This is a genomic window from Pseudomonas azotoformans (genome assembly GCF_900103345.1).
Lineage (GTDB): Bacteria > Pseudomonadota > Gammaproteobacteria > Pseudomonadales > Pseudomonadaceae > Aquipseudomonas > Aquipseudomonas azotoformans.
Genome location: NZ_LT629702.1, coordinates 2,471,128 through 2,483,296, shown reverse-complemented (window position 1 = coordinate 2,483,296; position 12,169 = coordinate 2,471,128). Strand labels below are relative to the sequence as shown.

At 65.4% G+C, this 12,169-nt stretch carries 14 protein-coding genes; all 14 read left to right on the top strand.

Translation table 11 applies throughout. The features are described 5' to 3' along the window. Nucleotides 1-334 precede the first annotated feature (334 nt). The 14 genes from BLR69_RS10805 to BLR69_RS10740 all read left to right on the top strand — a co-directional run bounded on the left by BLR69_RS10805 (nucleotide 335) and on the right by BLR69_RS10740 (nucleotide 12,167). A complete protein-coding gene (locus BLR69_RS10805; RefSeq protein ID WP_371858644.1) occupies nucleotides 335-1,249 on the top strand; it encodes a Fe(3+) dicitrate ABC transporter substrate-binding protein FecB in 915 nt (304 codons plus the stop codon). A gap of 2 nt (nucleotides 1,250-1,251) precedes the next feature. Next, the gene (gene fecC / locus BLR69_RS10800; protein WP_071495977.1) at nucleotides 1,252-2,241 is read left to right on the top strand and encodes an iron-dicitrate ABC transporter permease FecC; all 990 of its coding nucleotides are present in this window, start codon (nucleotides 1,252-1,254) and stop codon (nucleotides 2,239-2,241) included. Then, nucleotides 2,238-3,206, top strand: a complete 969-nt coding sequence (locus tag BLR69_RS10795) for an iron chelate uptake ABC transporter family permease subunit (RefSeq protein ID WP_071495976.1) — start codon at nucleotides 2,238-2,240, stop codon at nucleotides 3,204-3,206. Before fecC ends, BLR69_RS10795 begins: the two co-directional genes overlap by 4 nt. A gap of 4 nt (nucleotides 3,207-3,210) precedes the next feature. After that, a complete protein-coding gene (gene fecE, locus BLR69_RS10790; protein WP_071495975.1) occupies nucleotides 3,211-3,999 on the top strand; it encodes a Fe(3+) dicitrate ABC transporter ATP-binding protein FecE in 789 nt (262 codons plus the stop codon). 776 nt (nucleotides 4,000-4,775) lie between these two features. Continuing rightward, entirely contained in the window at nucleotides 4,776-6,467 is a 1,692-nt protein-coding gene (locus tag BLR69_RS10785) for a GspE/PulE family protein (protein WP_071495974.1), read from the top strand. Further along, nucleotides 6,464-7,660 carry a type II secretion system inner membrane protein GspF gene (gene gspF / locus BLR69_RS10780; RefSeq protein WP_071495973.1) on the top strand — a complete coding sequence of 399 codons (1,197 nt, stop codon included), beginning with the start codon at nucleotides 6,464-6,466 and terminating at the stop codon, nucleotides 7,658-7,660. Before BLR69_RS10785 ends, gspF begins: the two co-directional genes overlap by 4 nt. Before the next feature lie 13 nt (nucleotides 7,661-7,673). After that, nucleotides 7,674-8,063: a type II secretion system protein GspG gene (locus BLR69_RS10775; RefSeq protein WP_010209194.1), complete on the top strand. Its 390-nt coding sequence runs from the start codon at nucleotides 7,674-7,676 to the stop codon at nucleotides 8,061-8,063. Between the two features lie 7 nt (nucleotides 8,064-8,070). Beyond that, complete coding sequence (locus BLR69_RS10770; RefSeq protein ID WP_071495972.1) at nucleotides 8,071-8,496, top strand: GspH/FimT family pseudopilin; 426 nt, start codon at nucleotides 8,071-8,073, stop codon at nucleotides 8,494-8,496. Further along, entirely contained in the window at nucleotides 8,493-8,825 is a 333-nt protein-coding gene (locus tag BLR69_RS10765) for a type II secretion system protein (protein WP_071495971.1), read from the top strand. Before BLR69_RS10770 ends, BLR69_RS10765 begins: the two co-directional genes overlap by 4 nt. Beyond that, nucleotides 8,822-9,391, top strand: coding sequence for a prepilin-type N-terminal cleavage/methylation domain-containing protein (locus BLR69_RS10760; protein ID WP_071495970.1), 570 nt, complete (start codon nucleotides 8,822-8,824; stop codon nucleotides 9,389-9,391). Before BLR69_RS10765 ends, BLR69_RS10760 begins: the two co-directional genes overlap by 4 nt. Then, the gene (locus BLR69_RS10755; protein WP_071495969.1) at nucleotides 9,388-10,089 is read left to right on the top strand and encodes a Cdc6/Cdc18 family protein; all 702 of its coding nucleotides are present in this window, start codon (nucleotides 9,388-9,390) and stop codon (nucleotides 10,087-10,089) included. The genes BLR69_RS10760 and BLR69_RS10755 overlap by 4 nt, the downstream gene beginning before the upstream one ends. After that, on the top strand, nucleotides 10,086-11,075 hold the full coding sequence (locus tag BLR69_RS10750) for a type II secretion system protein GspL (RefSeq protein ID WP_071495968.1): 990 nt from the start codon (nucleotides 10,086-10,088) through the stop codon (nucleotides 11,073-11,075). The genes BLR69_RS10755 and BLR69_RS10750 overlap by 4 nt, the downstream gene beginning before the upstream one ends. After that, on the top strand, nucleotides 11,050-11,652 hold the full coding sequence (gspM, locus tag BLR69_RS10745; protein ID WP_071495967.1) for a type II secretion system protein GspM: 603 nt from the start codon (nucleotides 11,050-11,052) through the stop codon (nucleotides 11,650-11,652). The genes BLR69_RS10750 and gspM overlap by 26 nt, the downstream gene beginning before the upstream one ends. After that, entirely contained in the window at nucleotides 11,649-12,167 is a 519-nt protein-coding gene (locus BLR69_RS10740; protein ID WP_071495966.1) for a general secretion pathway protein GspN, read from the top strand. Before gspM ends, BLR69_RS10740 begins: the two co-directional genes overlap by 4 nt. Nucleotides 12,168-12,169 lie beyond the last annotated feature (2 nt).

Below are 12,169 nucleotides of genomic sequence, written 5' to 3'. Positions count from 1 at the left end.
GGGCTTATTGTGGTGAGCGGGCTTCTGTGGTGAGCGGGCTTCCTGTGGTGAGCGGGCTTGCCCCGCGTTGGGCTGCGCAGCAGCCCCAACAAGAACATCACATCGTGCCAGGTAGAACGCGGTGCCAGGTTTTGGGGCGGCTTCGCCACCCAACGCGGGGCAAGCCCGCTCACCACAGAAGCCAGCTCACCACAGCAAGCCAGCATCCACAGGGCCGAGCAGGTTATAAATGAGAATGTTTTTTGATCACGCCGCGCTGATATGGAATAGTACCCGCCGTTTTCCCCGGCCTGTCTAGCCGGGGTGTTTTAACGTCGAGGTCCTTGTCATGCGAATGCTGCGTTCCATCCCCACCCTGGCCGCCTGTGTCCTGGCGTTCTCGTCCAGCCTGCTGAGCGCCGCCCCCATCGACCTCAACGACGGCCAGCACGCCGTGCATCTGCCCGATGCCCCCAAGCGCGTGGTGGTGCTGGAGTTCTCCTTTCTCGACAGTCTGGCCGCCGTGGACGTAACCCCGGTCGGCGCCGCCGATGATGGCGATGCCAACCGCGTGTTGCCCCGCGTACGCCAGGCCATCGGCCAGTGGCAGTCGGTGGGCCTGCGCTCGCAGCCGAGCATCGAGGAAATCGCCCGGCTCAAGCCCGACCTGATCGTCGCTGATCTCAACCGCCACCAGGCGCTGTACAGCGACCTGGCGAGCATCGCGCCGACCTTGCTGTTGCCGTCCCGTGGCGAGGATTACCAGGGCAGCCTCAAATCTGCCGAGCTGATCGGCAAGGCCCTCGGCAAGAGCACTCAGATGGAGGCGCGTATCCAGAAGAACCGTGAAAACCTCAAGGCCATTGCGCAACAGATCCCGGCCGGTGCCAGCGTGTTGTTCGGTGTGGCGCGTGAGGACAGCTTCTCCGTGCATGGCCCGGACTCCTATGCCGGCAGCGTGCTTGCGGCCATCGGCCTGAAAGTCCCATCGGTACGCGCCAATGCCGCGCCCACCGAGTTCGTCAGCCTGGAACAATTGCTGGCCCTCGATCCGGGCTGGTTGCTGGTCGGTCATTACCGTCGCCCCAGCATCGTCGACAGCTGGAGCAAGCAGCCGTTGTGGCAAGTGCTCGGCGCCGTGCGCAATCAGCACGTGGCCGAAGTGGATGGCGACAGCTGGGCACGCAACCGTGGCGTGCTGGCGTCGGAGCAGATCGCCGAGGACGCGTTGGCGATTCTTAAAGGCGGCAAAGCCGTATTGAGCCAATAACCGTGCAACGCAGTTTCGCCGCCATTGGCATTCTGCTGTTGGGTGCCGGGTTGTTCTGGCTGTCGCTGTACAGCTGGTCACCCTTCACGCTGACGGGGACGGATGCGTGGAATGGCCTGGTTCACCAGGGCCGCGTCGGCGGCAACATGGCCTATATCGTCGCCCAGTTGCGTGTGCCACGGGCCGTGTGTGCCGCGTTGGTCGGTGCCTGCCTGGGCCTCGCGGGGGCGCTGATGCAGGGCATTACGCGCAACCGTCTGGCCTCGCCGTCGCTGTTTGGCGTGACGGCGGGCGCCGCGCTGGGACTGGCCCTGTTTTCCACCGGCCTGGTCGCACTGCCCTTTGCCGGTGGTGCGCTGTTGATGACCTGCCTGGGCGGCGCACTGGCCTGGATCACCGTGTTCAGCCTCGGCGGTGCCTGGTCGCCGACCACGGCCCAGGGCCGCCTGGTATTGGCGGGTGTGGCCGTGGCGGCGTTGTGCGCGGCATTGACCCGGCTCACGGTGATCCTGGTCGAGGCCCAGGCGCAAAGCGTGCTCAACTGGCTGGCCGGTTCACTGGCCAATGTCGGCGCTGCGCAGGTGCAACTGCTCTGGCCGTGCACCTTGATCGGCGGCCTTTGGGCACTCTGGTGTGCGCCGCGCCTGAACCTGATCAACCTTGGCGAAGACGCCGCACGCTCACTGGGCGTGGGCATCGCCAGCCTGCGTCTGCAAGTGTTTGTCGCCAGTTTGCTGCTGGTGGGCGCCAGCGTGTGTGCGGTGGGGCCCATCGGGTTTGTCGGGCTGATCGCGCCGAATATCCTGCGTCAGTTCCTGGGCAATGACTACCGCTGGCTGATCCCGCTGAGCGCCGCATTGGGCGCGGTGATCGTGCTGGGGGCCGACCTGCTCAGTCGCGCCGTGGCCTTCCCGGTGGAAACGCCGGCGGGGGTGGTCACCGCGCTGATCGGCGCACCGTTTTTCCTCTTTCTTGCCAGGCGCGCCCTATGATCCGCCCACGACTGCGCCTGTGGCTGCTGCTCGGCCTGTTGCTGCTGGCAACCGGGGTCAGCCTCAGCGCCGGCACGCTGTGGCTCACGCCGCACACCGTTCTGGAACGCCTGCTGGCCCACGACACCCTCGACTTCGAAGTGTGGAACCACCGCCTGCCACGCAGCCTCATCGCGATCCTCGCCGGTGCGGCTTTCGGCCTGGCCGGAGCGATTGTGCAGGGCGTGATCCGCAACCCGCTGGCCTCGCCGGAGATCCTCGGCGTGACCCAAGGCGCCGGGCTCGCGCTGACCGTGGCGATCATCAGTTGGCCACACCTGCCGATTGCGTGGCTGCCGCTGGTGGCTTGCCTGGGCGGGGCCGGCGGCGCGTTGCTGCTGGCGCTGTACAACACCGGCGTGAGTTTTTCCGGGGTGCGCTTTGCGTTGTCCGGGGTGGCGATTGCGGTGACCTTGTCCAGTGTCACCGAGTTTCTGATCCTCTCTCACCCCTTGGATATCAACACCGCGCTGCTTGCGCTGACCGGCAGCCTGTGGAGTCGCAACTGGCACTATGTGGCGCTGGTGTTGCCGTTCCTCGTATTGATCCCCGTGGGCCTGTGCCTGGCCAAACCGCTCAACCTGATCGCCTTGGGCGATGAGGCGGCCCACAGCCTGGGCACCGCGCTGAGCCGTACGCGTTGGTCGGCGATGGCCTGCGCGGTGTTGCTCACCAGCCTGGGCGTGGGAGTGATCGGGCCGATTGGCTTTATCGGGCTGGTCGCGCCGCACATGGCGCGGCGGCTGGTGGGTGGGCATCACCAGTATCTGCTGCCGGCGGCGATGCTGATTGGCGCGTTGCTGCTGGTACTCGCCGATACGCTGGGGCGCACGCTGATCGCGCCCAGCGAAATCCCCGCCGGGGTGCTTACGGCGGTGATCGGCGCGCCGTATTTTCTTTGGTTGCTGGCACGGTTCAAGGGTTGATGACATGAGTATTCTCCAGGCACGCGAGCTGGACATCGGCTATGGCGCCACGCGCATCGTGCAGGGCCTGTCCTTTGCACCGCCCGCCGGCAAGGTCACCGCGTTGATCGGCCCCAACGGCTGCGGCAAGTCCACCTTGCTCAAGGCCTTCGCGCGCATCCTCAAGCCGACCCAGGGCGAGTTGACCCTGGATGGCCAGGCCTATGCCAGCCTGTCTGCCCGGGAGTTGGCACGGCAGATCGCGTTCTTGCCGCAAGTGTTGCCAGTGCCCGAAGGCGTCAGCGTGCGCCAGTTGGTTGCTTATGGCCGCAGCCCGCATAACTCGCTGTGGGGGCGCTTGAGCGGCAGTGATCAGGCTCACGTGAGCCAAGCCATGCAGCGCCTGGAACTGGACGTGTTGGCTGATCGCGCCCTGGCGGACTTGTCCGGCGGCCAGCGCCAGCGTGCCTGGCTGGCGATGGTGCTGGCGCAGAATGCGCCGGTGGTGTTGCTTGACGAACCTACCACTTATCTCGACATCAGCCATCAGGTCGAGTTGCTCGACCTGATGGGCGAACTGGCTGCCGAGGGCAAGACGGTGATCACTGTGTTGCATGACATCAACCAGGCTTGTCGGTATGCCGATCACTTGGCGGTGATGCACGGCGGTAAGTTGGTGGCCGATGGTGTGCCGGGGGAGGTGGTCAGTGCCGAGTTGATGCGGCGGGTGTTTGAGGTGCAGGTGCGGGTGATGCAAGAGCCGGTCGCTGGGACGCCGATGTGTCTGGTTGAAAAAAGCATACGGGCGGGTTGAACGTGTGTGGGGGGGCAGATTGAGTACATATCCGTTGCTGCGGTAACGGCGGCTTATGGTTCCGCCCTTACGGCGGCTCACTTTTGAAAAGCGCAAAAGTAAGCAAAACGCTCTTGCCCCAACACTCGGCACCTCGCTTAGGCTCGGTGTGCCCGTAATCCGACAGTGATTTGGGGGGCCGCCGCCACGCGCCATCCATGGCGCGGGGCGGCTAAACCGGCATCCCTGCCGGTTTACCCCCCAAATCCCTGCCGAATTCCGGCCAGCGTGTTTAACGGGGCGCCTCAGATCAAGATCAAGAGCGACTCGCTTCGCATCGTGGATACGGTTTTTGTTCTGTGTTGCCGGCCTGCTGTGGCGAGCGGGCTTGCCCCGCGTTGGGCTGCGAAGCAGCCCCCAAACCACTCACGCAGGCATGCCAACGCACTCCCACATTTCAATGCTCGATAATCCTGGTTAACGGCCACTCGAAAGTGCGGGTGTGCTCCGCGTCAAAGGCGAAGTAAGTTCAGTGAATTTATTAGGCTGCCGTTTAATTGCGTGAAAGCGCATAAGTGGCTAATTGCAACTAGCGAAGTAGTGGCTATTAGCTGCTAAGGCTCTGTCACGGGGTTCTCGGTCATTGTGTCTATTTTATTCCCCCTCTTCAGGAACTAGCGCTATAACTTCCAGTCGATAACCCCGGCTTGTTCTCGCTTGGGTTATGGCTAACTAATGGCATGTTTAAGTAGTTCCAAATAGCCATACTTTTTCGCAATACTAGATACCTCAACCTTATGTCGTCAGCGCCTATCGATGCCTGCCAGATGCAGATCCCGCACACCGACCAGGTGTGTGCGTGGCTGATGCAGCATGCCGGGTTGAAAACGGTGGACCTGGAGCGCGCCCGGCGCTTGCCGTCGGATGACCTGCTAAGCCTGCTGACCCGCCTGGGCCTGGTTTCCGATATCGAATTGGCCCGCGCCTGGGCGGCGTTGCTCGGTGCGCCGCTGTTGCTGGCCGACGCTGCGCCGCCGTTGCTCGATCCTTTGCCCGCCCTGACTGAACGCTTTATGCGTCACTATCAGGTCGCGCCCATGGGCTGGACCCAGGGTGGTCTGCGCGTGCTGGCCGCCAACCCGGCGCTGCGTTATCCGTTCCAGGCTCTGGCCTATGCGTGCCAGGTGCCGGTGTGGCTGGCGATCGGCCCGCGCACTGAGGTCGACACGCTGATCGAGCGTTACTACGGCCAGGGCCGTTCGGCCATGGGCACGCTGATTGAAAACCTTGATGAGCAGGGCGGTGCCCTGGAGGATATCGAACACCTCAAGGACCTGGCCTCGGAAGCGCCGGTGATCCGCCTGGTCAACCTGATCCTGCAACGCGCGGTGGAGCAACGTGCTTCGGATATTCACATCGAACCTTTCGAACACCAGCTCAAGGTGCGCTACCGCATCGACGGTGTGTTGCACGACGCCGAAGCGCCGCCGGCCAGTTCGTCGGCGGCGGTGATTTCGCGGGTGAAGATCATGGCGCGGCTGGACATCGCCGAGCGCCGGCTGCCGCAGGACGGGCGCATCATGCTGCGTATCCAGGGCAAGGAACTGGACCTGCGGGTGTCCACGGTGCCCACCAGTTTCGGCGAGTCGGTGGTGCTGCGCCTGCTCGACCGGCAGACCGTGCAGTTCGACTTTCCCAGCCTGGGCTTCGACGGCCAGCGCCTGGCCGCCTTTCTCGACCTGCTGGCGCGGCCCCACGGCATCCTGTTGGTCACCGGGCCTACCGGCTCCGGCAAGACCACCACGCTCTACACCGCGCTGTCGCGGCTCAATACCGCCGAGCGCAAGATCATCACCGTGGAAGACCCGGTGGAGTACCAGCTCGAAGGCATCAACCAGATTCAGGTCAAGCCCGCCATCGGCCTGGACTTCGCCGGGGCGTTGCGCTCCATCGTGCGCCAGGACCCGGACGTGATCATGATCGGCGAGATCCGCGACCTGGAAACCTGCCGCATCGCCATCCAATCCTCCCTCACCGGGCACCTGGTGCTTTCCACCCTGCACACCAACAGCGCCGCCGCCAGCATCACGCGGCTGCTGGACATGGGCGTGGAAAGCTACCTGATCGCCTCGACCGTCAGCGGCATCCTCGCCCAGCGCCTGGTGCGGCGCCTGGACCCGGCCACGCGTGTCGCTTTCGAAGCGCCGCCCGAACTGATCGCCGAACACGGCCTGGACCGCCTCACTGAACAACGCCCGATCCTGCTCTATCGCGGGGACTATCACGGCCGCAGCGCCCTCACCGAACTGCTGGTGATGAACGACGAACTGCGCAGCCTGCTGATGCGCCACGCCGATGCCTCGACCCTGGAACAGGCCGCGCGCCGCGCCGGTTTGCGCACCTTGTATGAAGAAGGCTTGCGCCAGGCACTGGCGGGGATTACTTCGCTGGAAGAAGTGCTGCGCGTGACCCGTGGAGAGGACGCGTGAGCCTGTTCAGCTACCGTGCCCTGGACAGCCAGGGTGCGCCGCAGAACGGTACGCTGGAGGCCACCGATCAAACCGCTGCGGTGGCGGCCCTGCACAAGCGCGGCTGGCTGCTGTTGCACATCGAACCGGCCGGCGGCCCTGGCCTGCGCAAGGCACGCGGGCAGTTGAAGGGCCAGGCGTTGGTGAGTTTTACCCAGCAATTGGCGACGCTGCTGGGGGCCGGCCAGCCGCTTGAGCGCTCGTTGAGCCTGCTGCTCAAGCAGCCCGGCCCACCCCAGGTGCGCGCGTTGATCGAACGCCTGCGCGACCGGGTCAAGGCCGGCAAGCCGTTGTCCGCCGCGCTGGAAGAAGAGGGGGCGGCGTTCTCGCCGTTGTACCTGAGCATGGTGCGGGCCGGTGAGGCCGGTGGCGCGCTGGAAGGCACATTGCGCCAACTCAGTGATTACCTGGAACGCAGCCAATTGCTGCGTGGCGAAGTGATCAATGCGCTGATTTACCCGGCGTTCCTGGTGGTGGGCGTGCTCGGTTCTCTGGCGCTGCTGCTGGCCTATGTGGTGCCGCAGTTCGTGCCGATCTTCCAGGACCTGGGCGTGCCGATTCCACTGATCACCGAAGTGATCCTGACCCTCGGGACGTTTCTCGGCGCCTATGGCCTGGCACTGTTGGCTGGGTTGATCGTGATTGTTTGGTTGGGGGCCGTCCGCCTGCGCGATCCGCTGTTTCGCGAGCGCTATGACCGGCGCCTGCTCGGTATTCGCGTGGTCGGCCCGTTGCTGCAACGCGTCGAAGCGGCACGCCTGACGCGCACCCTTGGCACGCTGCTGAGCAATGGCGTGGCGTTGCTGCAGGCCTTGGTGATTGCGCGGCAAGTCTGCACCAATCGCGCGCTGCAGGCCCAGGTCGGGCGTGCGGCGGAGTCGGTAAAAGCCGGCGGCACCCTTGCCAGCGCGTTCGGCAGCCAGCCGCTGCTGCCCGAGCTGGCCGTGCAAATGATTGAAGTCGGCGAACAGGCCGGCGAACTCGACGGCATGTTGCTCAAGGTCGCCGACATTTTCGACGTCGAAGCCAAGCGCGGCATCGACCGCCTGCTGGCCGCGCTGGTGCCGTCCCTGACCCTGGTCATGGCGGTGCTGGTGGCGGTGATCATGCTGGCGATCATGCTGCCGCTGATGAGCCTGACCAGCAATCTATAAAGGAGCTGACCCCATGAGAAAACCACGCCGCCAAGGCGGTTTCACCCTGTTGGAAATGCTCGCGGTGATCGTGCTGCTGGGCATTGTCGCCACCATCGTCGTGCGCCAGGTCGGTGGCAATGTGGACAAGGGCAAGTACGGCGCGGGCAAGGCCCAATTGGCCAGCCTGAGCATGAAGATCGACAGTTACGCCCTCGACGTCGGCGCACCGCCCACCAGCCTGCAACAGCTGGTGGACAGGCCCGGTGGCTATGCCAAGCCGTCCGACCTCAAGGACCCGTTCGGGCACGCCTTCGGTTATCGCTTCCCTGGCGAACACGGCGCGTTCGACCTGATCTTCTATGGCCAGGACGGCCAGCCGGGCGGCGAAGGCTACAGTGCCGACCTGGGCAATTGGGAGTAGGGCCGCCATGCTCCAGCGCGGCTTCACCCTCCTGGAAATGCTGGTGGTGATCCTGCTGATCAGCCTGGCTGCCAGCTTGCTGGGGCTGGGTGTGCGCCAGGGCTTGCAGGTGGCAAAGGAACGCCATGCGGTGGGGCAGATGGTGGAGGCGCTGCGCACCACGCGGGCAGGGGCGATTGTCAGTGGGCAGCCTGCGCGTACCGTGTTCGATCTGAACGCCCGTACGTTCCAGGCGCCAGGTCGAGCGTTGCAACGGTGGCCGTCGCGACTGCATGTGACGCTGCACACCGCCGAACAGGTCGGCCCTGGCGTCGAGTTCTACCCCGACGGCAGCTCCACCGGCGGCAATCTCCTCGTGGCCAATGGTGCCCGGCGCTGGCGCATCGATATCGGCTGGCTCACTGGCAGCGTGCAAGCCAAGGCGCTGCCATGAAGCGCCAAGGCGGTTTCACCCTGCTGGAAATGCTCGCCGCCCTCACGCTGATGGCGGTGTGCAGCACGGTGCTGCTGGTTGCGTTTGGCCAGAGTGCGCGCTCGTTGTCCCAGGTGGCCCACAGTGACCGGCTGACCCACGCGGCGCTGACGATTTTCGATCAGGAAGCGGCGGGGCGCTTGAGCAACGGCGTCAGCCAGGGCGAACTCGACGGCATCCATTGGCAACTGACCAGCACCCGGCAGCAAGCGCGGATTGTGCGTCTCGACCTGGTCCTCAGCGAAGGCTCGCACCAGGCCCGCTTCAGCACCTTGAAGGCGCGCCTGTGAAGCGCCACGAGCAGGGCTTCACCTTGCTGGAGATCCTTGTGGTGCTCAGCTTGCTCGGCGTGTTGCTGGTGCTGGTCGGCGGCGCATTGCTGGGGGCCAATCGCGCCGTGTCCAAGGCCCAGGCGTACACGGTGAGCCTGGATGAAGTGCGCGCCGCCCAACAGTTTTTGCGCACAGCGATCAGCGAGGCATTGCCGCTGGCGGTGGGCGAGGGCGATGGTTTTTTCGTCGGCACGGCGCAGCGCCTGGAGTTTGTCTCGACCTTGCCCGGCGTGCTCGGTGGCGGGATCCATCGGTTCAGCCTGCAACGGGTTGAACAGGCGTTGCAGGTGGCGTTTTCTCAACGTGAACCCCAGGTGCTGCTGAACAACATCGAAGCGTTGCAGTTCAGTTATCGCGGTGAGTCGCCGCTGGGCCAACCCACCGGCTGGGTGAGTGAATGGCCCTGGCCCAGGCGCTTGCCTTCGGCCGTGCGCATCGCGGCCAGCGTGGCCGGGCCGGTGCCCTGGGTCACCCAGGTGATTGCCCTGCGCCTGAACCTGTCCAGCGGGAGTGTCGAAGAATGAGGCGTCAACGTGGTACTGCGTTGCTGCTGGTGCTGTGGGTACTGGCGTTGCTCAGCGTGTTGCTCGGCGGCCTGGCTGGCTGGGTACAGCTGGAAAGTCGCCAGGCCCTGTGGCTGCGCCAGCACACCCAGACCGTATTGGCCGCCGAAGCCGGTATCGCGCAGGTCATGGCCGATCGGCACTGGGTTGCCGATGGCCGCGATATCCCCCTGGCCTTTGATGACGCCCAATTGCACGTGAGCCTGCGCAGCGAGCGCGGCAAGCTTTACCTGATCAATGCCGAGGCGCAGGACTTCACGCGCCTGGCCCTGGCCTGCGGCGCTACCCCGGCCCAGGCCATGCAACTGGCCACTGCCCTCGAAGCACGTCGCAACCAGGGCCTGGCGCCATTGCGGGTGCTGGAAGAAGTGCGCCAGTTGCCCGGCATGACGCAAACCCTCTACAGCCGCTTGCTGCCCGAGATCACCTTGTGGAGCGACCTGGACCGCCCCGATCCTGCCTTCGCCAGCCCGCTGATGCGCAAGGCACTGAACCTGCCGCGCCAGAACGCCGAAGGCGTGGACCCCGGCGAAGTGCTGGTGGTCGACAGCCGCGCCGAGCGGCCCGGCGGTTATCAGGCGCGGCTGCAAGTCACCGTTTTATTGAGCCCATCGGAGGACAGCGCACAACCCTACCGGGTGTTGCGTTGGCAAGAATGAATCGACTGGAACCCATCGCCCGACACTGGCGCGGCAGCCTGCTGCAACAGGGTTGGCACGCATGGATCGCGGAGTTGCGCGCCTGTGTACCCGCATGGCTGGCGTGGCAAGAGCCACCCGAGCAGATCCACCACTGGCCACTGAGCGCGCCGGTCGCAGCGGCCAACACGCGCCAGGTGCTGATGCTCGACGCCAACGCTGTGCTGGTGCAAAGCGTGCAACTGCCCTTGGCGGCGGGGCGCAATCTCAGCGCCGTGGTCGGCTATGAACTGGACCGCTATACCCCGTTCGAGGCCGACCAACTCTACTTTGTGGCGCGTCAGGAGCGGCGCACGCCCACCCACCTTGAGGTGACAGTGGTGGCGATCCTGCGCGAGCGCCTGGACCGGATCCTCGCCGACTGCGCCACCCTCGGCCTGCATCCCCATCGTGTGGATGCGGCGGACCTCGGCATCGACCTGCTGCCCGCGCCACTGCGCCCGCAGCGGCCCACCGGAATGGGCTTGCAACGCAGCCTGCCGTGGCTGTGCGGGGCGTTGCTGATCGCGGCGATGCTGCTGTGGCTCAACGACCGCCAGCGCGTCCTCGACGTGATGCACGCCAGCGTCCAACGGCAAAAAGCCGAGGTCGCCGAGGTGCACGCGCTGCGCCAGCAACTGCTCAATACCCGCGGCGCCGCGCAGTACCTCACCCGGCGCAAACTGGCGCAACCGCCGCTGGCGGCCCTGCTCAATGACCTGACCACCTGCCTGCCCGCCGACACCTGGCTGGATCAACTGGACGTGAAGGACGGCGAGATTTCCATCGCCGGCCAGAGCGCCAAGGCCAGTGCGCTGATCACCCGCATCAAGGGCTGCCGCAGCCTGGAAAACGCCCAGTTCGAAGGCGTGATCCAACCCGATGCGCGCACCGGCAAGGACCAGTTTGCCCTGCGCGCCCACCTACGCCAGGAGGCCGCCGATGCGCCGACCCCTCACACCCCGTGAACGTCGCGGCGCGGCCTTGATGCTACTGGCCGTGGTGGTCGGCGCGGCTTACTGGCTGTTGGTCGACAGCTGGTTTGCCGGTCCCTTGCGTGACATGGGCGAACAGGCCGAACAACTGCGCGAGCAGCAGCAACGCTATGCCGGTGTGTTGCGCCAACGCGATGCGTTGCGCCAACAGCTTGAGCAAGCCCGTCAGGACCCCGCCAGCAGCACCAGCCTGCTGCCGGGGGACGACCCGGATGTGGTCGCCGCCGATCTGATGCAACGCCTCGCCGACCTGATCAACAGCCACGCCAACCTCGGCGGCGGGTGCAGCCTGAGCCAACGCAAGCCCATCACCCCGGAGCAGGACGACGGCGAGCCGTATCGCCAGGTCAAGGTCAGCCTCACACTCGATTGCGCCATCGAACCCCTCGAAGCGCTGCTGCATGAGCTGGAGTACCAGCCGCCGTTCCTGTTTGTGGATGAGTTGCGCATCCGCCGCAGCCAGCAGGCGCCGGCCAATGGTGGTGCGGGCAAGCTGGTGGTGCACCTGCTGGTGCGCGGCTACCTGCAACCGGCGCGGGTGACACCATGATCGGTAGATTGCGCCCCGTGGAGTGGGGCTTGCTTGGCCTGTCGGGGTTGCTGGGCGTGTTGATGGCGGTGATCCTCAGCAGCCTGGGTGATGAACCGCAGTGGTTGCCTGAAGCGCCCGTGCGCGCCCATCCCGGCCCTCAGGTGCAAGGAGTGCCGAGCGTCCCGCTGGATAACCTGGCCGCCACGTGGCAAGCACCGCTGTTCAGTCCGGACCGCAGCCCTGACCGTGTGGTGGGCAAGGCACAGGTCAGCAGCCTGGCCCATCTCACCCTCAGCGGCATCATGATCACCGGCAACCTGCAGATGGCCATGCTCAAGCAGGTCGATGGCCCACTGCTGACCGTGCGCCTGGGCCAGACCCTGCCCAACGGCTGGCGCCTGGACCACCTCACCCCGCAATCCGCCCGTTTCAGCCTGGACGGCCGCACCCAGACCTTGAGCTTCTACGCCAAGCGCTTGCCGCCACCGTCCAAGCGCCCCCCCCTTACTTTGCCCCGCGAGCCCCTCCCTTGATC